Annotated in this window: 15 protein-coding genes and 1 pseudogene; 8 read left to right on the top strand and 8 right to left on the bottom strand. The window is 74.1% G+C overall.

Going from position 1 to position 19,633, the window contains the following annotated elements; translation table 11 throughout:
- From E4099_RS13090 to E4099_RS13080, 3 genes are all read left to right on the top strand, one after another.
- On the top strand, nt 1-1,816 hold a 1,816-nt coding region (locus E4099_RS13090; protein WP_245244806.1), incomplete at its 5' end, for a hydroxysqualene dehydroxylase.
- Between the two features lie 104 nt (nt 1,817-1,920).
- The gene (locus E4099_RS13085) at nt 1,921-2,358 is read left to right on the top strand and encodes a GNAT family N-acetyltransferase (RefSeq protein WP_135339194.1); all 438 of its coding nucleotides are present in this window, start codon (nt 1,921-1,923) and stop codon (nt 2,356-2,358) included.
- A gap of 74 nt (nt 2,359-2,432) precedes the next feature.
- Nucleotides 2,433-3,347: an aminoglycoside phosphotransferase family protein gene (locus tag E4099_RS13080; RefSeq protein WP_386388978.1), complete on the top strand. Its 915-nt coding sequence runs from the start codon at nt 2,433-2,435 to the stop codon at nt 3,345-3,347.
- 122 nt (nt 3,348-3,469) lie between these two features.
- On the opposite strand, the gene E4099_RS13075 is transcribed toward E4099_RS13080, so the two are convergent.
- The 8 genes from E4099_RS13075 to E4099_RS13040 all read right to left on the bottom strand — a co-directional run bounded on the left by E4099_RS13075 (nt 3,470) and on the right by E4099_RS13040 (nt 14,414).
- On the bottom strand, nt 3,470-4,564 hold the full coding sequence (locus E4099_RS13075) for a response regulator (protein WP_135339193.1): 1,095 nt from the start codon (nt 4,562-4,564) through the stop codon (nt 3,470-3,472).
- Nucleotides 4,557-4,802 carry a hypothetical protein gene (locus E4099_RS13070; protein WP_245244805.1) on the bottom strand — a complete coding sequence of 82 codons (246 nt, stop codon included), beginning with the start codon at nt 4,800-4,802 and terminating at the stop codon, nt 4,557-4,559. Before E4099_RS13070 ends, E4099_RS13075 begins: the two co-directional genes overlap by 8 nt.
- Before the next feature lie 531 nt (nt 4,803-5,333).
- Nucleotides 5,334-6,566, bottom strand: a complete 1,233-nt coding sequence (locus E4099_RS34835; RefSeq protein ID WP_135339192.1) for a JmjC domain-containing protein — start codon at nt 6,564-6,566, stop codon at nt 5,334-5,336.
- 41 nt (nt 6,567-6,607) lie between these two features.
- The gene (locus E4099_RS13060; protein WP_135339191.1) at nt 6,608-7,546 is read right to left on the bottom strand and encodes a cupin domain-containing protein; all 939 of its coding nucleotides are present in this window, start codon (nt 7,544-7,546) and stop codon (nt 6,608-6,610) included.
- Nucleotides 7,546-8,403 (bottom strand): DUF6065 family protein, encoded by an 858-nt coding sequence (locus E4099_RS13055; protein ID WP_135339190.1) that lies wholly within the window; start codon nt 8,401-8,403, stop codon nt 7,546-7,548. Before E4099_RS13055 ends, E4099_RS13060 begins: the two co-directional genes overlap by 1 nt.
- Before the next feature lie 3 nt (nt 8,404-8,406).
- On the bottom strand, nt 8,407-9,996 hold the full coding sequence (locus tag E4099_RS13050; protein WP_167828362.1) for a SagB family peptide dehydrogenase: 1,590 nt from the start codon (nt 9,994-9,996) through the stop codon (nt 8,407-8,409).
- Nucleotides 9,997-10,000: 4 nt separating this feature from the next.
- Complete coding sequence (locus E4099_RS13045; protein WP_167828361.1) at nt 10,001-12,955, bottom strand: ATP-binding protein; 2,955 nt, start codon at nt 12,953-12,955, stop codon at nt 10,001-10,003.
- 199 nt (nt 12,956-13,154) lie between these two features.
- On the bottom strand, nt 13,155-14,414 hold the full coding sequence (locus E4099_RS13040; protein WP_135339187.1) for a hypothetical protein: 1,260 nt from the start codon (nt 14,412-14,414) through the stop codon (nt 13,155-13,157).
- 375 nt (nt 14,415-14,789) lie between these two features.
- Here E4099_RS13040 and E4099_RS13035 point away from each other — a divergent pair, with 375 nt between their 5' ends.
- From E4099_RS13035 to E4099_RS13020, 5 genes and pseudogenes are all read left to right on the top strand, one after another.
- Nucleotides 14,790-16,019 carry a JmjC domain-containing protein gene (locus tag E4099_RS13035; RefSeq protein ID WP_167828360.1) on the top strand — a complete coding sequence of 410 codons (1,230 nt, stop codon included), beginning with the start codon at nt 14,790-14,792 and terminating at the stop codon, nt 16,017-16,019.
- 144 nt (nt 16,020-16,163) lie between these two features.
- Nucleotides 16,164-16,292 carry a hypothetical protein gene (locus E4099_RS34830; RefSeq protein WP_280923501.1) on the top strand — a complete coding sequence of 43 codons (129 nt, stop codon included), beginning with the start codon at nt 16,164-16,166 and terminating at the stop codon, nt 16,290-16,292.
- A gap of 87 nt (nt 16,293-16,379) precedes the next feature.
- The gene (locus E4099_RS13030; RefSeq protein WP_135339185.1) at nt 16,380-17,180 is read left to right on the top strand and encodes an HlyD family efflux transporter periplasmic adaptor subunit; all 801 of its coding nucleotides are present in this window, start codon (nt 16,380-16,382) and stop codon (nt 17,178-17,180) included.
- The gene (locus E4099_RS13025; RefSeq protein ID WP_135339184.1) at nt 17,181-19,346 is read left to right on the top strand and encodes an NHLP family bacteriocin export ABC transporter peptidase/permease/ATPase subunit; all 2,166 of its coding nucleotides are present in this window, start codon (nt 17,181-17,183) and stop codon (nt 19,344-19,346) included.
- A gap of 2 nt (nt 19,347-19,348) precedes the next feature.
- A pseudogene (locus E4099_RS13020) lies at nt 19,349-19,633 on the top strand (hypothetical protein); the annotation flags it as partial.

Raw genomic sequence — 19,633 nt, 5'->3', positions numbered from 1 at the left:
CCGCCCTCCCTCCGTACCCGCTCCCTCCCGCGACGGCGGAAGCCGACGCCGGTTCCTCGCCGCCGGGGCGGCGGCCGGAGCCGCGGCGGCGCTGACCGCGGCCCCGGCCACCGCCGCCACGCGCGCCGGCGGACGGCGCGCGGCAACGCCCCGTACCGTCGCCGTGTTCGGGGGCGGGGTCGCCGGGCTGACCGCCGCACACGAGCTGGCCGAGCGCGGCTACCGGGTCACCGTCTACGAACGGAAGCCCACCGGCCTCGGTGGCAAGGCGCGCAGCATGGACGTGCCGGGCACCGGTACGGGCGGGCGGCGACCGCTCCCCGGGGAGCACGGCTTCCGGTTCTTCCCCGGCTTCTACCAGAACCTTCCGGAGACCCTCAGCCGCATTCCGTTCCCCGGCAACCGCAACGGCTGCAAGGACAATCTCGTCGATGCCACGGAGGAGTTGCTGCCCCGCACCGGGGGCCGGCCGGAGCTGCGGTTCCCCTTCCGCACGCTCGACGCCCCGCCGTCCGCCATCACCCCCGAGGCACTGCGCCAGATCCTCACCGGGGCACTGGACACGGTGCTGCGGCTGCCGATGACGGAGGTGGTGTACTTCGCCGAGCGGCTGCTGGTGTACCTCACCAGCTGCGAGCGGCGGCGGGTGGAGGAGTGGGAGGGGACACGCTGGTGGGAGTACATCCGGGCGGAGCGGATGTCTTCGGACTACCAGCGGCTGCTGGCGATCGGGCTCACCCGCAACGTCGTCGCCACCAAGGCGGAAGTGGCCAGCGCCCACACGGTGGCGCACATCTTCGAGGCGTTCCTCTTCAACGTCCTGGGACGGGGGAACGACGGGCAGCCGGACCGCGTTCTGAACGCGCCCACCAACGAGGCGTGGATCGACCCGTGGCTGGCCCTTCTGCGGAGTCTGGGGGTGCGGTTCGTCACCGGGGCACCGCTGGTCCGGCTGGAGTTCCAGGGCGGGGAGATCACCGGAGCGGTCGTCAAGGACCCGCGGACGGGCGGGAACCGCACCATCACCGCCGACTACTACCTCAGCGCGATGCCGGTGGAGCACGCGCGGCCCACCTGGACGCCGGGCATGCGCGCGGCGGATCCGCAGTTGGGCCGGTGCTCGGCGCTGGAGACGGACTGGATGACCGGCATCCAGTTCTATCTGCGCGAACCGCTGCCGATCGTGCACGGACACCTCAACCACGTCGACACCCCGTGGTCGATCACCTCGATCGGCCAGGCGCAGATGTGGCCGGAGCGCGACTTCCCCGCCGACTACGGGGACGGCACGGTCGCCGACTGCCTGTCCACCATCGTCTCGGAGTGGGACAAGCCGGGGATCCTGTACGGCAAGAAGGCCAAGGAGTGTACCAAGGACGAGGTCGTCCGGGAGGTCTGGGCGCAGATGAAGGCCGGACTCAACGACCGGGGACGCAGCGTGCTGCGCGACGAGCTGATCCACTCCTGGTTCATGGACCCGGCCGTGGACGGACTCGGCGGCCCGAAGCCGACCAATGACGAACAGCTGCTGATCCACCCGAGCGGAACGCTGCACCACCGCCCCACCTCGGGCACCGCCATCCCCAACTTCTTCCTCGCCGGCGACTATGTGCGCAACGACATGGACCTGGCCACCATGGAGGGGGCGAACGAGACGGGGCGGCAGGCCGTCAACGCGCTGCTGGCCGCGGACGGTTCGAGCGCGGGGCGGTGCGTCATCCGCACGCTCTACCAGCCGCCGGAGCTGGAACCCCTCAAGCGGACCGACGAAGCCCGCTACCGGCTGGGGCTGCGCAACCTCTTCGACCTGGGGTGAGTCCGGCGGTCCGATCGGGGCGACCGTGTGGCGGGGTGAGTGGTCGGCGACGGCCCGTCCGCCGCAGCGGCTGTGCGGCGCCGGTCGATGGATAGGCTCCTGGCATGGACATTCGTGTAGAGGTCATCGCGGAGGCGAGTCAGGAGCTCGTCGACGCCTTCGGCAGACTGCTTCCGCAGTTGTCCTCGACCGCCAAGCCGCTCGACCGCGCGGCGCTCGACCGGATGGTGGCCTGCGATGCCAACACCGTGCTGGTCGCCCGCACTCCCGACGCGATCGTCGGCACCCTGACACTGGTGCTTGTTCCCTTGCCGGCCGGTGTGCGGGGCCGTGTCGAAGACGTGGTCGTCGACAGCGCGGCGCGAGGCCGGGGAGTCGCCGGCCTTCTCATCCAGGAGGCCCTGCGGCTCGCCCGGGAGGCGGGTGCCCGGACGGTCGATCTCACCTCCCGACCGGATCGTGCGGCGGCGAACCGGCTGTACGAGCGGCTCGGCTTCCAGCCCCGGCAGTCCACCGTCTACCGCTTCCCGCTCGATGCGTAGGCGAGGTGGTCGGGGCGTTCGCGGTGCTCTGGCAGGCTGGTGGGGAAAGGCGGTTCCCAGGGGAAGGAAGCACATTGGAGGCGGTTGAGGTCCCGCGGTCGCTGGCGGTGTCGTACGCCAGGGGCTTCGGCGAGGAGGGCAGGGCCTGGATCGCCGGGCTACCGGCTCTGGTGGCAGAGTTCCTGGACCGCTGGGAGCTGCGACGGGACGGCGCGGTCGGGGCCGGGGAGGCCTCGTTGGTGGTGCCGGTGCTGTGTCACCACGGCACACGCGCGGTGCTCAAACTGCAGATGCCCAGAGAGGAGACCACCGCCGCCCTCATCGGGTTGCGCACCTGGAACGGCCGGGGGATCGTGCGGCTGCTCGACCACGATCCCGTCAGCAGCACCATGCTGCTGGAGCGGCTGGACGCCACCCGCACACTGGCCTCGGTCGAGGACGACGACCTCGCGATGGGCATCCTCGCCGGGCTCCATGCCCGACTGCTCAGTGTCCGAGCGCCCGAGGGACTGCGCCACCTCGGCGACATCGCCACCGAGATGCTGGACCTGGTTCCGCGGGCGGTCACGGCCCTGGCCGACCCCGCGCACCGGCGGCTGCTGCGCGGCTGGGCGTCTGCGGTGGCCGAGCTGGTCGGCGAGCCCGGAGACCGGATGCTGCACTGGGATCTGCACTACGGCAACGTCCTCGCCGCGCAGCGTGAGCCGTGGCTCGCCATCGATCCCGAACCGCTCGCCGGAGACCCCGGCTTCGACCTGTGGCCCGCGCTGGACAGCGGCTGGGACGACCTCGCCGCCAGGGGCGATGCCCCGCGCGTGGTGCGGCGCCGCTTCGACCTGCTCACCGAGGTCCTCGGCCTGGACCGCGCCCGCGCCACCGGCTGGACGCTGGGGCGGCTGCTGCAGAACTCGCTGTGGGACATCGACGACGGCCGGACCGCTCTTGCCCCGTCCGCCATCGCGATGGCGGAGTCGCTGCTCGGCCGCTGACCCCTGCTCCGTGGGCTCGTACCGTCCGCGCATGGGTCCGCCACCGGCTGGTCGCCGGCTCCGGTGCCGCGGCCCGGGGCGGGGCCACCGGGTCCCGGTGACACCGCGCCCGGGCTCGCGGGTCAGTGGACGTGGTCGAATCGTCCGGCACGGCGTTCGAGGTGGATGGCGGTGAAGACGGCCACCTTGGCGCGCATGGCCCACGGGTCGAAGGGCTTGCTGATGTAGTCGACGGCGCCGGCCGCGTACCCGCGGGCGGAGTGCTCGGGGTCGGCGCCCATCGCGGTCAGGAAGATGATCGGCACATCGCGGGTCCGAGGGCGGCGCTTGATGTGCGCGGCGGTCTCGTACCCGTCCATCTCCGGCATCTGCACATCCATGATGATGACGGCGAAGTCGTCGTGGTCGAGCAGCGCCTTGAGCGCCTCCCGGCCGGAGGAGACGGTGACGAGCTCCTGGTCCAGCGTCCCCAGGACCGCCGTCATGGCGAGCAGGTTGTCGACCTGGTCGTCCACGATGAGGATCTTGGGCATGTCCCGGGGCACCGCGGCGGGGAGTGCGGCCACTGGGCGCTCGATGGCTTCCAGCTGTCGTTCGAGCAGCTCGCAGCGGGCCTCCGCGGCGGCGCGCTGCTCCTTGGCCACGCGAAGTTCCGCGCCCAGTCTCGCCGCTTCCCGTTGCAGGGCGTCGCGCTCCTCCAGCAGCTGGGAGACGTCGGAATGGGTCGCCGCGAGCTGGTCCGCCCGCTCGCGCTCCGCCTTGCGCTCGGCCTCCAGCTGGTTCAGGCGCACTTCCAGGTCCGCGATGCGGTGGGTGCGGTCCAGGAGGGCGTCGCCCAGTACGTCGCCGCGGACGCTGGAGCGCCGGGAGACCCGGTCGGCGTCGGCCAGTTGCTGCTCGAGGATCTCCACCGCGTTCTTCGTGGACGAGCCGGCGTCGACGGCCGATCCGTACAGTCCGCGGACGAACTCGATGGCCTCGGTGGTGACGGCGGTTCCGCGGTGTTCGGCGAGGTCCGTGAACAAGTCCATGATCACCTGCCAGGGAGGCAACCGGGTTCCGTTCAGATAGCGAGAGAGCGTCCCCGGATCGCGATGGCGTCTGGCCGCGTAGCGCCGCACCGACACCTCCAGCCCCTCGAACATCTCCCGCAGGGCCTGGGCGAGCGCCCGGGACTCCTCCGCGAGATCCTCACCCAGCGGGTGCAGCTCAGCCATTCCCGTTCCCCTCCCGGGCACCGGCGCGCTCGCTCTCGCGCCGCCGCTCCTCGCCGGGATCGCTCGCGATGACGCGGTCGAAGAACGGCACCGCCAGCCCGGCCGCGGCCAGACCTCCCAGCACGCTGCGCGGCGCGCCGTCCCCGGCGAGCGCGGTCAGGATCCCCACCGCCACGCCGGTCAGCGAGGCGAGCAGCAATATCAAGGCCGTCCGCAGGGGGAGCAAGCGCTGGTCCACCGTCTCTCCATCCATCCAACCCGCCGACAGCAGACGGGAGTCGACTGCCCGTCCAGCGGTTCGCGGGATGGGCTGACCACCAGGATGGAGCGTGCTGAGACCGTTGCGCCGCGTGATCACGGAAGAAGCCCGCCGACGCCTGGCGTTGCCGTGCCGGCCCGCCGTGCGGGAGGGTCCGTCCGCGCAGGCCAACGCGGGGGGCGCGGAGAACCGTTGCCGGTCTGTTGCGCCGCAACACCCGCCGCGGGGGGCAACGGTGCGCAGCCGAGGGCCCTAGGGTCGGGCGCCGGCGGACGGAGTACGTCCCCGAGCCCAGGTGCCGCTTGCCGCGGCGCCGCTCCGGCCATCCCGGACCGCTCCCCCGCACAGGACGAACGGGGCCTGCCGAGCCCAGGCCCGTCCTGCCCGTCGGGTCGGCGTCCCGGCCTCGGTCGCCGCCTCGACGAGCCGACGAGCGGGACGGCTCGTACGAACCGTCGGCGCCCTCCCGTACGGCGGGTCCGGAATCTCCCGCGCGGGGACGCCGGCGGGCTACCGCTGTCGGCGGACGACCCCGGCCCGTAGCAGGGTCGTCACCACCGAGACGGCCGCCGCCTCCGCCACGTCCGGGGTCAGGTCCCTCGCGCACCAGGGCTCCTCCGAGTCCCGTTCGCACTGGGCCTCCAGGAAGTCGGCCGCCGCACCGCTGAGGGTCAGCGAGCTGTCCGCCAGGAGGAGCCGCAGGCGGCCGTCGGGGAGCCGGTGGGTGGCGAACAGGCTCTCGGTGACCGTCACCACGCGGGTGTCGGCGTCGATCCGGGCTCCGGCCGCGGTCGCGGCGGGTGTGCGGGGCGGCTCCAGGAAGCTGCGGCGCAGCTGCGTGGACAGGTCGGCCGACACGGCGGGGGTGTCCAGCAGCGGCAGCGCCTCGGCCAGCTCCTTGACCACCTCGGAGACGATCTCCGCCAGTTCCCCGGGGCGCCTCATGACGCCCCAGGGCAGTTCCCGGCGCAGCCCGGCGAACTCGGGCCGCTGCGCGTCGAGCCGTTCGACGAGCTTCCCGGCCAGCCAGTAGCGCGTGAGCATGGGGACGAAGCCCAGGGACACGTGCACGGACGGCTCGTCCGTGGCGGTGCCGCTGTGCAGCCAGCCCCGGGGGATCCACAGCACGTCCCCGGGATGCAGCGTGGTCCTCAGCGCCGGCGGTCTGCGGAGTTCGGGCTCCAGTTGCCGCTCGGTGGGGACGCTCCTGCGGAGGGTCTCGTGGGGCAGCGGGTCGCGGATGAGCGGCTCCCGGACCTCCCAGGTCTTGCTGCCCACGGTCTGGATCAGGAGGTTGCCTCCCTCGTCGTGGTGGAAGGGGAAGCCGGGGTGGCCGGCCGGGGTGAGGAAGCCGGTGGCGGAGGCGGGCAGGCCCACCTCGTAGGCGAGCCGTCTGCCGAGGTCGCCGATGGGCCGCCAGAACCGGTGGATCGCGTCGAGGACCACGGTGGCCCCGCCGTCCAGGAGCCGGGTGACGGCGCCGGGCCGCACCACCTCGGCGAAGGGCCGCTCGATCGGCCGCTCGCCCCAGGTGTACTCCGCGGGCGGCACCTCCTCCCCCGCGCGGACCACCCGCAGCACGCCGGCGGGTACGCCGTCCTGGAGCATGCGGTCGAAGTCGTCCAGGCCGAGCAGCGCGGTCAGCGGCTCGGCGGGCATCGACCACACCTCGGGCCGGGTCGGCGGCGAGGTCGCGAACTCCCGCGGGAAGGGGACGATCTTCGAGAGCGCTCGGTAGTGCACGGGGACCTCCGCTGTTCTCGTCGGGTCTGGGGCATCGGCCACTACGGGTCCAGGCGGTCGTCCCGCACGTCGCGGGCGGCGAGTTCGACCAGCCGGCCCCGCGGTGCCACCGGCTGGAGTTTCCGGGCGCGGGAGGCCGCCTGCTGGGCGATGGCCCGCGGGGACAGCCGTTCGTGGAGGGTGTCGAGCAGGGACCGCAGGGTGCGCGCGACCTCCTCCAGTGCCGCCGGGTCGTCGGCGAAGCCGGGTGGCAGCTCCTTGCGGAAGTCCACGTCCTCCTCGAAGACCTGCTCCATCGCCTCGCTGATGACCGCCGACCACAGCAGTTGCTCGACGGTCACGGTGCAGTGGAGCGAGACGGTGTCGAGGGACGAGGCCGCGTGGATGACCCCGCGCGGCAGGTAGAGGGTGTCTCCTTGCCGAAGGACGATCTCCTGCTCGTACTTGGCCGCGTCCTTGGTCCTCTCCTGGTACATCCTCCCCTGGAGCGGCAGGTGCTGCCGGGTGCCGTACAGACGCCAGCGCTTGGCCCCGTGGATCTGCGCGATGAAGACGTCCTCCCGGTCGCAGTGCGGTGGGAACGCCTGCCGGTCGCCCGCGGGCGTGAGGTAGGAGTTGACCCAGACCCGGGCGCCGAGGGCGGCTCCCAGCTCCTCGGTCAGGCGCTGGAGCGGCTCCCAGCGGGCCTCGGTGTGGGCCACCCGGAGGCTGGCGCCCGCGCGGAACGCCTCATAGACGCCGTCGAGGGTGCCGCCCTCGCCGACCGGGTCCATCCTGCGGCCCTCGATCACCCCGAACTGGGCGTAGTCCGGGCCGGAGAGGGCGAGGACCGTGTCGAAGTCGTCCAGGGTCAGCAGGTCCGAGAAGTGCCCGGGGTCGTCCCGCGGTATGTGCAGCGGCCGCTGTCCCCAGTACCGGTCGAGGAAGTCCTGCTGCGGGACCGGGACCGTCAGGGTCCCCAGCAGGCGGTTGTCTCGCATCACTCCGGTTCCCCTGTCTCCTCGGGTGGGAGCGGATCGGCCCGCTCCGCGTCCGCGCGCGGGGCCGGATCGGGGGCGGTGGGCCCGGAGAACGGCCGCAGCCCGAGCTTCCGCCGGTGGTCCGGGAAGCGCGCGCCGCCGACGGACTCGCCGCGCAGGTAGTGCCGCTGCCACTTGGCGGCGTACGCCGGGGTGCCCGGGACGACCCGTTCCTCGCTGAACCGCTCCCGGCTGGTGGCGAACTCCCGGTACCCCTCCTCCTCCGCCGAACCGGCCAGCGGCAGGATCTCGGGGCGAAAGCGCGCGGGTTCGTCCCGGCGCTGGGGGACGATGGCGCACACGGGCTCGCCGGCGCGGAACTCGATCTCCTGGAAGGGGCGTGTCACCTGCCAGTTCATGGTGAAGAAGGCGTGTGTCCAGTCCGTTTCGACCACCGCGCTCAGCGCGGTCGCACCGTCCTTGGGCCGGTTGGCCGGGCCTCGCGCGAGGAGGTTCCAGCCCGGTGGCGTCCGGAAGAGGTACGGGATGTGGAAGGTGAGGACGCCGTGCCCGAAATTGCTGAACGCGAACTCCGTCCCCTCCGGCTCCGCGTAGCGGACGTGGAGGCTGGACGCGTGGACGTGCCCCTCCCACTCCACGGTGAACGTCCTGTTGTTGAGGAGCCACCACTCGGACTGGTTGGCCATCATCAGCGGCAGGCAGCGCCGCGCGAAGCCCTCATGGGTGGCGGCGATCCACTCCCGCTGGACGGGGGCGGGGACGATGGGCATCGCGGACGCCTCGTCCTGTGCCGCGTAGGCGATGAGCGGCAGCTCGTCCGGTTCGAGGGGGCCGGGCGGGGTCCTGGGAGGTTCCAAGGGTCATGTCCTTCCGTGGCTGTCGCCGTCTCCGGGACCGCCGCCGTGCTCCGCGGCCGGGGACGGTTCCCGGTCCCGCGGGGTCCAGTCGGGGTCGTTGACCGCCTCCCAGCCGTCGACGCACCGGCGCGCCGCCTCGCCCGTCGCCTCCGGGGCGAGGCTCCCCAGCAGGAACTCGCCGACCGGGACCTCGCCCGGCTCGTCGAGGCCGAGGACGCGGGCGACCGTCTCGGGTTCGGCCACCGCCCGCACCGCGCACGGCGCCAGGCCCATGGCGGTGGCCACCAGGTACATGGTCTGCTGGAGGATGCCCAGGTGCTGGAGCGTCAGCGCGTAGGAGATCGCCTCGTGGTTCCAGGAGAGCCGTCCCAGGCGGGAGGTCACCGTGATCAGCACATCCGGTTCCGCCCGGTGGAACCGCCTGATCCGGTTCAGCAGGGCGGCGCCGTCCTCCTCGCGGGACTCCAGTGCCGTCAGGCGGTGGCCGACCGGGTCGTAGTGGTACACGCCCCGCGGCAGGGCCTCGCAGCGGCGGACCGTCACATACAGCTCCAGCTCGTAGGAGGAGTCCGCACTGGGGTAGGGCCGGGAGGTCGTGTCGTACAGGGGGCGGGTGTCCCACTCGTAGTACAGGCCGGGGCGTGTTCCGTGCCGGCTGCGGACCCGGGCCGCCCGGTAGAGGAACTCCCCCAGTTGTTCGGCCCGCAGCGGGTCGGGACCGTAGTCCGTGGTGGCCCGGCAGGTCTCCAGTACGGAGGTGAGGCCGGGCTCGTGCGGTGCCAGGTCCGGTGACGCGGGCCGGTGCAGGGCGACGGCGGTACCCGGCGGCCGGGGTTTGACGGCGGGCTGGGGGCGGATCCGGTGGAGGAAGCGCGGGGTGGTGGCCTGCACGGGTCTGCTGCGGGCGTGGAACAGGAGGTCGTGGAAGTCCCACTGCCGCAGCACCTGGTCCGTGTCCTCGCGGAGCACGGCCGCTCCGGGCGGCGCGGAGGGTGCCGCCGGCCCCGTCTCCGCGGCGGTGCCGGCCAGGTGCAGCCCCACCAGTACGCCGGTGATCCGGCGCACCGCCGCGAGCTCCAGCCCCGTGCTCCGCGCCAGGCACGCGGCGGTCCGCGGCTGTCCGAGAGCGAGGACGAGCGCGTGGGCGGCCTGGTCGGCGAGTTCGATCCGGACCGGGGAGCGGGGGGACTCCAGCACGAAGGCGCCGTCGAGCAGGCGCAGCAGGGCGAACCGGGACAGGCGGACGGGGGTGTCCTCGGCGAGCGGCGGGGGCAGTGCCGGTGGTACCGCCCGCAGCGGTACCACCGACATCAGGGTCCGCTCCTCGGGGCCGAGATGGTGTACCAGGAGGTGGCCGACGCGGTCCAGCACGCGGCGCAGGCTCCGGCGGTCGGCCGGGCCGGGGAGCGCGGCGAACACCTCCTCCGCCCGGGCGCGGGAGGAGCCGAGGCCGAGCAGGACGTCCCTGACCGCCGGGGAGAGCCCGCGCAGCACGTAGGAGCGCGGGTCCCGGTAGACCACGAGCCGGTCCGGGTAGGCCAGGACACGGGTGTCCGGATGGAACGCGATCCAGGGTTCCGCCGCATCAGGCACTGGTTCATCCTCGTCGAAGACGGTTCTCCGGGACTCGGCATCCGCTGCCGCACTCGGCATCCTGGGGGCGTGCCGACCGGGGAGTCAACGAACGCCCGGCGAAGTCCTCGGTGTACCTTTCGGTCCTCGGCTGGGCCCGTGGTGCCGGGGGATCGTGGCGGCAGGGGGCGGTCTGGGAGGCCGGGCCCTGGGGGTGCAGGACCTGTTCCAGTTCGCCGCGGCCGCTGATGCCCAACTTGCGGTAGGCGTGGGTGAGGTGCACCTCCACGGTGCGGACCTGGACGAAGAGGAGCTTGGCGATCTCGCGGTTGGTCCGGCCCGTCGCGGCGATCTCGATCACGCGGCGTTCGGCCTCGGTGAGTCCGCTGATCCCGGGGCGGTGGCTCTTCCTCAACCGGCCTCCGGCGGCGGTGAGTTCGGCGCGCGCCTCCTCGGTCAGCGGCTGGTGTCCGATCTCCTGTGCCAGGTCCGCGGCCTCCCGCAGCACCCGGCGGGCGCCGGGTAGTTGCCGGTCCTGCCGCAGCAGTGTGCCCTGGACCACCAGCGCGCGGGCGAGGGCGAGCCTGGCCTCCGAGGCCCTCAGCACGGTGACGGCCCGCTCCGCGGTGTGCAGTTCCGGTGGGCCGGCCAGTGAGGCCGCGAGCGTCAGGGCGCTGCCCAGCGGGGCCGGGTTTCCCAGCGCCTCGGCCAGGGCGGCCTCCTCGGCGGTGTGCCGGCGGGCCTCCGCCGCGCGTCCCAGCGCCGCCAGGGCCAGGGCGGTCGCCGAGCGCCAGGGGGCGACGGCCGGGTTGTCGGCTCCCCAGGACAGCAGCGACCGGCCGCAGGCGGCCAGGTCCGCGATGCCCTCCTGGACGAAGCCGGCGGCGGTGCGCAGCCGTCCGCGGACCAGGCGCACCAGCGCGCCGGCGTACCCCTCGGGCTGGACGGTGGCGTACCCCGCGGTCTCCAGCGCGCTGAACGCCTCCTCGAAGCTCCCCGCCTCGGTGAGGACATGGATCCACCGGGTCAGGACGTGGACCGCCAGACCGCTGCCGGGGTCGGCGCCCAGGGGGCGCAGCAGGGCGGCGGCGGCTCGTGCGTCGTCCAGGGCCGCGGGCACCGCGCCGGTGGCCAGCCGGGCCTCGGCGCGGAGGGCGAGCGCGAAGGCCTCCACCGGCCGGTGCCGCTGGTTCCGCGCGGCCTTGAGGGCGGCCGCGCACAGCCGCAGGGCTTCGCTGAACCGGCCCTGGTAGGCGAGTGCCTGGGCGGTGTGCAGATGGGTCAGCAGCTCCGCGGGGGTGTCGGGGCGGCTGACGATCGCCCGGCGGGCCGCCCGCACCTGCCGTTCGGAGGCGGGGCCGCGGTGTACGGCGGCCAGCGCCGCGCACGCCTTCGTCAGCGCGTCCGCGCTCCGCGCGCCGGTGGCCGGCGGCGGCGGGCCGACCGGTCCGGCGTCCCGCAGGGCGAAGCAGGCGGTCCGCGCGGTGAGCGGGCCGGTGCCCGCCGCGTCCCGGCTGTCCGCCGTCATGGCGGCCAGCCAGGTGGTGTCCTCCCGTGAGCCGCAGGTGAACAGCAGTTCGAGCAGTCCGGGGGTCTCCTGGAGGCGTTCGCGGGCCTCGGGGGTCAGCCGCAGCGCCTCCCTGATGTCGCCGAAGGCGCGGTCGATGTCGGTGCGCAGGGCCGCCGCGCCGATGTCGAGCAGGATGGCCGTGCGCAGTCCGTCGGAGGCGGGTTCGTCGAGGGCGCGCCGGAGGTGGCCGACCGCCGCGACCGGATCGCCCGCGGCCAGGTGCTCGGCGGCCACCGCGCGGAGGGTGTCCAGGGCCCATGGTTCGGCCAGCGGCAGGCTCGCCATGAGGTGCCGTGCGACGGCGTTCCGGGGCGCCCGGTGCCGCCACAGCAGCCGGGCCGCCCGGCTGTGCGTCGCCCGCAGCTCGCCGGCGGGGAGTGCGGCCAGGACCGCGGTGCGCAGCAGGGCCTGCCCGATCCGCACGCCCGGGTGTCCGGTGACCACCAGGCCCATCCGCGCCATGGCCGTCACCGCCGCGGTGACGCTGGGCGAGTCGATCCCGGTCAGTTCGCTGATGCGTTCCGGGGTGGCGTCCTGGTCCAGTACGGCGACGGCCCGGCAGACCGCCAGCGCGTGCGGGGATATCCGGCGTACCCGGACGTGGGTGCGCCGGGCGATCGACTCGACGGCGATGCCGGGAACCGCCTCCGCCGCCGCCGCGTCCGTCGCGCGGCCGGACAGGGACAGCTCTCCCGCGAGGGCGGACAGCAGCATCGGGTTGCCTCCGGTGGCCGCGGAGCAGGCGGCGGCGAAGGAGTCGTCCACGGACCGGCCCAGCCGCTCGCGGAGGAGTGCGGCGGCGGCCTCGTCGCCCAGCCGGGCCAGCCTGATCTCGTCGGCCTGCGCGAAGCAGAGCTCCTCCAGCAGCTCGGGGCAGGGTCCGTCCACCCCCGGGCACAGGCTGGTCAGCACGGTCAGCGGCAGCTGTCCGGCCCGCTCGGCGAGTCTGGTCAGCCAGCGGAGCGACCAGGGGTCGGCCCAGTGGACGTCGTCGACGAGGACGAGCACGGGGCGGTCCGGCTCGCTCGGCGTCAGGAGGCGCAGCAGCGACTCGAAGACACCGGAGGGCAGTTGCCCGGTCAGTGCCTCGGGCAGTCGGGATTCGATCAGGGCCAGTCGGTGCGCGCCGTCCGGCCCGAGCGGTGCGGGGGTGCCCCGGTCGGGCCCGCGCGAGGAGGAGGCGAGCAGCCGCCGGCACAGGCCGAGGGGCTCCGTCTGCTCGGTGTGGCTGCCGTGCGTCTGGAGCACGGTGAAGCCGAGCTGCCGGGCCTCCACGGCGGCGGCGCGCAGAAAGGCGCTTCTGCCCACCCCGGCTCCGCCGGTGACGAGGAGGGCCGAGCCCGCTCCGGCCTCCGCCTCCTTCAGCGCCGTTCTGACGAGGCCGAGGCCCGCTTCCCGTTCGTGAAGCATCGCCCCGCCCTCTCCCGCCGCCTCGGCTCGCGGCGGCGAAGAAGGGCAGGCTGCGGCGGTCTTCGGCGCCTGGTCGGGGGTGGCCTCACCCGGGCCGCACGCATGGCATATGCACATTTATCCATGCTAGCCACATGATCCTTTGTAGCAGTAGAGGGCGTCGGGGGCGTGTCGCGGCGAGCCGGGCCCGGCGCCGGACTCACCCCAGGGGGCCGGTGAACTCGGCGTCCACGTAGTGGAGTAGCCCCATGGTGACGTGGCGGCCGTCGGCGAGCGCGGGGCGCCAGTGGTCCTGGTCGGTCCCGCTGTAGATCACGGCGTCCCCGATGCCCAGGTCGACCCGGTGCTCGCGTCCCGCGTCCGCGACATGGAAGGGCCAGGCTCCGTCCCCGGTCTCCGGATCCGCGTCGAGGCACAGGGAGACGTTCCAGCGGCACTGCGGGCGGTCCCGGTGGCGGTCGAGGACCGCGCCGGGCAGATAGGTCATGACCCAGGTGTAGGACGGCTTGACGGAGCCACCCGTCCACGCGGCGACCGCGGCCGTCAACTGGCGCTGGAGGAAGAGGGTGACCGCGTCGCAGTACATCCCCTGGCGCTTCCCGGCCACCTGCTCGGTGTCCTCCCGGAAGCAGCCCTCGGCACGCAGTCGGCGGTAGTACCCGCGCAGGCCGGCCAGGAACAGCGGGCTGAAGACCCCCCGCAGCACCCCGACCCCGCCGCGGCCGGGCTCCTCGCCCGCCGGGCCGGGCACCGGATCCGCGGCGGCGCCGGGGCCTGGCAGCAGGATGCCCGCGAGTCGCAGGGGGCCGATGCTCCCGGGCGACAGTTCCACCGGGTCGGCCCCCTCTACCGCCAGCCTCCGCAGGTCCTTCCCCCAGGTTCCGCCGCACCAGAAGGGCATCAGCGCACCCGAGCGCGGTTCCTCCACCCAGACCACGGGCCGCGCGGTCGAGAACCGGGACGGCCCCGAGGCGACCTTGTTGCCCGGCTCCACCCGGGTGGCGATCTCCGCCGGCAAGGACGCCCCCTCCTGGACGAACAACCGCGGGTTCACCCGGAGTTCGGCGGCCGGCGGCGGAGCGGTGGGGCGGGTGGCCTCGCGCGGGAGGAGCCCGAGGAGTTCCTCGTCGATGTCGCAGCGGAACCGCAGGGCCTCCTTGCTCAGCGGCACCTCGCCCGGCGGCACCAGCAGACCGAGCCGGACGGCCGCCTCCCGCCGGGCCTCGCCGTCGCCGTCGCCCGGGGCGCGGTCGGCGAGCAGGGCCGCGGCGAGGGCGAGTTCCTCGGGGCCGCGCAGCCGCACGCGCTCCAGGGTCCGGTCCCGGCGCCGCACCGTCAGATGCACCTCCACGCCCACGCGCGGATTCGCCACCAGTTCCCCGTCGGCTCCGTCCTCGCCGTCCTTGCCGCAGGTGCCGTCGGTGCCGTTCGTGCCACCGGTGCCGTTCGTGCCAGTCATGAATCCGCCGATCCCGCCTCGTGACATGGGGCTGCCCGGCCGGAGTGGGGCCGGCCCGGCCCAGCAGAGCAAGGGCCCGGCGCCCCGGCAAGGGCCGCGGCTAACTCCTTCGGTCACCTTCTCGGCCGTACGCGAACGAGTGGGCGCACTCGGGCGGCCGGACGGTACGGGGCGCCCCCGGCCATCCCGGCTCTCGGGGCCCCGGTGTGAAGGCCCCGGAAGCCCCAACGGCCGGAAGGCGCCCGTAAGACCGACCGCAATCTTCCGGCGGTGGCTTGCCCCGGCGCGGCTCCCGCGCATTCACTCGGCACGGACGGCGGGCGGCCGCGGCCGCCCGCCCGTGTGATGACGGCCCCCGGCACCGTGGAGACCCCTGTGCAGTTCCGAGCGCTGGCCCGACTCGTCCCCAGCCCGAAGGAGTTCGCCTCCGCTCCCCCGGACCGGCCCGCGGTGTGGTCCATGCCCGCCGCGCCGCTGACGGGGTTGCTGGACCTGGACGGCATCGACCGGATCCTGCGCGACGGTCTGCCCGCGGACCGCGTCCGGGTGGTGCGCCGGGGCGAGAACGTGCCGGAGTCCGAGTACACCTGGGGCGGGCGGCCCATCGAGCGGCCGTTCTCCGGGGACGTACGGCCCGGGGCGCTGTCCGCCCTGCTCGAGGAGGGCTCCACGGTCGTCCTCGACGCGCTGCACCGGTACTGGCGCCCGGTCGGCGACTTCGGGCGGAGGCTGGCCCACGAGGTGGGGCTGCCGGTCTTCGCCACCGGCTTCCTGACCCCGCCCGGCCGTACCGGCTTCCCCTTCCACCACGACGAGCGGGGCAACTTCCTCATCCAGACGGTGGGCAGCAAGGTGTGGCGGGTACGGGAACCCCTGCTGGCCGATCCGCTGACGCACGAGACGTCCGCCACCCACTCCCCCACCGCGGAGCAACTGGCGCGCTTCGAGCGGGAACCGGCCACGCTGGAGACCAGGCTGCGCCCCGGCGACGTGCTGTGGATCCCCCGGGGCTGGCTGCACAGCGGCACCGCCACCGAGGAACCCTCGGTGCATGTGACGGTCGGCTTCGTCCCCATGCTGACCCGCTACTGGCTCGCGGGCGAGCTGGTACGGCTCCTGGCCTCGCCCGACGAGGAGTTCACCGGCTTCCGGCGGGAGCTGCCCTGGGGGCTGCACCGGGAACCCGACCGGCTGGCGGCCACCGTCTCGGAGGTCCTCGGCGAACTGCTCGCGGCGCTGCCGCGGCTGGACGCGCGCGGCCTGGCCGAGGAGGTGGCGCTGTCGGTCCGCCGGAGCTACCCGGAGCCCGACCGGTCACCCGCCGCCGCACTGGGCGCGCGCGTCGACGAGGCCACGCGCGTGGTGCTGGTGAACGAGTCCCTCTTCGACGCCGAACGGCTGCCGGACGGCCGCCTGCGGCTGCGGCTGAGCGACACGGCCCTGACCCTCGGCGGACCTGCCGCGGACTTCGTGGCCGAGCGCTGGGAACGGGATGACGAACAGCCCTGGTGCGCCGGTGACATGCCCTCGGCGGTGGGCGGGGCGGCGGCCGTCTCGGTGGTGCGGACGCTGCTGCGGGCGGGGGTGGTTCGCCGCAGTCCCTGACACCCGGGCCGGTTCGCCGGAGGCCGGTCACGGTGCCGAAGGAGATACCGTCAGGTTTCCCCGAGGCCGTTGACGAGGGGATCGGCGCGACGGTTTTAGTGGGCGGGTCAGATCTCAACCCCCTGATGGAGAAAAGGAGATCGGATGATGCCCGAGAACGAGATCGAGCTTGAGGACGCCGAACTCGGCGTTTCCGAGGTCGTCATTTCCGAGGAGGAGCTGGACGACGTCTCCGGCGCGTCCCTGCCCATCCCCCGGCTGCTGAACACCTGAGTCCGGCACCGGTGCTGACAGCGGTGGCCTCCTCCGGGAGGCCACCGCCAGCCGGTCCGAGCCGCCCCGCACCTTGGAGGTCCCTCCGTGGAGTTCAGGCGCCAGGCCCTGGCGAAGCTCGGCGGATCGCATGACGCGGACGCTCCCGTCGAACTCGCCCGCCCGCAGACCCTGCTGCTGCTGGTGGTCACCGCGGCGGTCGTCGTGGCCGGCGCGGTGTGGGCCTGCACCGGCTCCATCCCGCGCAGCGTGCGCGCCCCGGCCGTCTTCACCCACGCGGCGGGCAGCCTCACCGTGCAGAGCCCGGTGGCAGGCCAGGTCACCCGGGTGTCCGCCGCCAAGGACACCCTGTTCACGGCCGGGACCCCCCTGTTCACCGTGCGCACGGCCACCGGGGACCGGTCCGTGCCCGCGCCCGCCGGGGGCCGGGTGACGGTCCTGCCGACCGGCGTCGGCCGCGTCGTCAAGGCGGGCGAGACCCTGGCCGTGATGGAGCCCGCGGGGCAAGGCGAGGCCCTGGTGGCAGCCCTCTACGTGTCGCCGGCGGACGCCCAGCGGATCCACCGGGGCTATCCGGTCGACCTGAGCCCGGAGACCGTACCGGAGCGGACCTACGGAGTGCTGCGCGGCGCCGTCGCCTCGATCGCCCCCTCCCCCGAGACCGGCGAGGAGATCGGGCGGTTCCTCGGCGACCCGGAACTGGGGCGCGAACTGGCGGCCCGCGGTGCCTCGGTCAGGGTCACCGTGCGGCTGGCCACCGCCCGCTCCACCGACGGACTGCGCTGGTCCCTGGGCGACAGCCCGCCCCACCCGGTCACCCCGCGCGTCCGCGCCCGGGCCGACGTCCGCCTCCCCGCGATCAGGCCCATCTCCTGGGTGGTCTCGTAGATGCCGGTCGGCCGGCCCCGGCACCGGCGGGTGCGCACCCCGGGCATCCAGCAGATGGAGGCCACCGAGTGCGGCGCGGCGAGCCTGGGGATCGTCCTCGCGCACCACGGGCGGTACGTACCGCTGGAGGAACTGCGCGCGGCCTGCGGGGTCTCCCGTGACGGAGCCAGGGCGTCCAGCCTGCTGAAGGCGGCACGCGGCTACGGGCTGACGGCCCAGGGCCTGCGGATGGAACCGGACCGGCTGGCCGCCACCGCGGCCCCGGTCGTCCTCTTCTGGGAGTTCAACCACTTCCTGGTGTACGAGGGCTGCGGCCGGCGGTTCGGCCGGCAGCTGGTCCACCTCAACGACCCGGCGCGCGGGCACCGGACGGTGACGGCGGCCGAGTTCGACGAGGGCTTCACCGGCCTGGTCCTCACCATGCGGCCCGGGCCCGGCTTCCGGCCCGGCGGGCGCCGCCCTGGGCCCTTCGCCGGGCTGGCGGCCAGGCTGCGCGGCAGCAGGGCGCTGCTCGCCCTCGGAGCCCTGTGCGCGCTGCTGCTCACCGTCACCGGCACGGCCCTGCCCGTGTTCCACCGCGCGTTCGTGGACACCGCCCTGTCCGGGGACGGGAGGGTGCCGCCGCTGTTCTTCGCGGCGATGGCGGGGTCGGTGCTGGCGGGCATCGCCCTGACCGCGCTGCGCCAGTCCTTCCTGCTCAGGGTGCGGCTCGTCAGCGCGACCGTGAACAGCGCCCGGTTCCTGCGCCATGTGCTCAGAGTGCCGCTCGCCTTCCTCGCCCAGCGCAGTGCCGCCGATCTCAGCCGGCGCATGGCCTCGCACGAAGAGCTCGCGCTGACGCTGTCGACCGATCTGTCCGGTGTGGTGATCAACGGGCTGGCCGTGGTGGTGTACGCCGTCCTGATGTGCGCGTACAGCACCTGGCTCGCCGTCCTCACCATCGGCCTGTCCCTGGTCAACGTGGCCGCCGTGCGCCTGGTCGCCAGGGCGCGGGCGGACCGGGTGAGCCGGCTCGCCACCGAGGAGACCCTGCTGTTCGCCCACTCCCTCCACACCCTGGGATCCATCGAGACGGTAAAGGCCACCGGAGCCGAGGCGCCCTCGTTCCGCCGCTGGGCGGGCCGACTGGCCAAGGTGGTGAGCGGCCGCCAGCAGGCCGACGCGCCGAGCGCCCGGCTGATGGCGCTGGCCCCGGTCGTGACCGGTGTGACCGGCTCCCTCATCCTGCTGATCGGTGGGCTCCAGGCCGCGGCGGGCCAGGTGACGATCGGCCTGCTGGTCGCCTTCCAGGTGCTGGCCACCGCGTTCAGCGGGCCCGTCGCCCAACTCACCGCGGCCTCCGGCAGGGTCCAGGACTTCACCGTGCGACTGGCGCGCCTGCGGGACGTGGAGAACTCCCCCGCCCGGACCCCGACCGCCCTCGCACCGGGAGAGCCGCCCCGCCGGCTCGACGGGCGGCTGGCCGTGGAGGGGCTCACCTTCGGCTACGACCCCACGGCCCCGCCGCTGCTGCGGGACGTGTCGTTCTCCGTCGGTCCTGGGCAGCAGGTCGCCCTGGTCGGCGCGTCCGGCAGCGGCAAGTCGACGGTGGCCGGACTGGTCGCGGGCCTCCACCGGCCCTGGCAGGGCACCGTCACCCTCGACGGGGTGGACCGCGAGCGGACCGCCGCCGCGGTGCTGGCCGCGTCCGTGGCCTTCGTGGACCAGGACATCGTGCTCTTCGAGGGCACCGTCCGCGACAACATCACCCTGTGGGATCCCGGTATCAGTGACGAGGAGGTCGTCGCGGCGCTGCGGGACGCGGCCGTCTACGACGTGGTCAGCGCGCGGGAGGGCGGCATCCACGCCGCGGTCGCCGAGGCGGGGCGCAACTTCTCCGGCGGCGAACGGCAGCGGCTGGAGATCGCCCGGGCCCTGGTGCGCGACCCCCGCCTGCTCGTCCTGGACGAGGCGACCAGCGCCCTGGACGCCGAGACGGAGGCCGCCGTCACCGACGCGGTACGCCGCCGCGGCTGCGCGATCGTCGTGGTGGCCCACCGGCTCAGCACCGTGCGCCTCAGCGAGGAGATCCTCGTGCTGCGGCAGGGACGGATACACGAGCGGGGCACCCACACCGACCTGCTCGCCGCGAACGGGCTCTACGCCCATCTGGTGAAGGCGGGCTGACCATGAGCCACGGCATCCCGGCGGTACGCGGGGACGAGGAAGGACCGGCGCGACCGGCCACGGAGCCCACGCCACCCCTGCGCCCGGCCGAGACGCACCCCACCGCCCCGCACCTGACCCTGACCGAACCCGGCGCCGCGGACGTGTTCCCGATCACCGGGGCGGGGCAACCGGACCCGGCCCGGGCCACGGAGCCCACGCCACCCCTGCGCCCAGCGGAGACGCACCCCACCGCCCCGCACCTGACCCTGACCGAACCCGGCGCCCTGTGGCGCGTGGACGAAGGA

This window comes from Streptomyces palmae, from assembly GCF_004684805.1.
GTDB lineage: Bacteria > Actinomycetota > Actinomycetes > Streptomycetales > Streptomycetaceae > Streptomyces > Streptomyces palmae.
This window is presented reverse-complemented; position numbering and strand designations above follow the sequence as displayed.

Excerpts from the sequence above, each read along its gene's own strand:
- E4099_RS13040 (WP_135339187.1), bottom strand. The coding sequence starts at position 14,414 with ATGACTGGCACGAACGGCACCGGTGGCACGAACGGCACCGACGGCACC.
- E4099_RS34830 (WP_280923501.1), top strand. The coding sequence starts at position 16,164 with ATGATGCCCGAGAACGAGATCGAGCTTGAGGACGCCGAACTCGGCGTT.
- E4099_RS13075 (WP_135339193.1), bottom strand. The coding sequence starts at position 4,564 with ATGGCTGAGCTGCACCCGCTGGGTGAGGATCTCGCGGAGGAGTCCCGG.
- E4099_RS13085 (WP_135339194.1), top strand. The coding sequence starts at position 1,921 with ATGGACATTCGTGTAGAGGTCATCGCGGAGGCGAGTCAGGAGCTCGTC.
- E4099_RS13025 (WP_135339184.1), top strand. The coding sequence starts at position 17,181 with ATGCCGGTCGGCCGGCCCCGGCACCGGCGGGTGCGCACCCCGGGCATC.
- E4099_RS13045 (WP_167828361.1), bottom strand. The coding sequence starts at position 12,955 with ATGCTTCACGAACGGGAAGCGGGCCTCGGCCTCGTCAGAACGGCGCTG.
- E4099_RS13060 (WP_135339191.1), bottom strand. The coding sequence starts at position 7,546 with ATGCGAGACAACCGCCTGCTGGGGACCCTGACGGTCCCGGTCCCGCAG.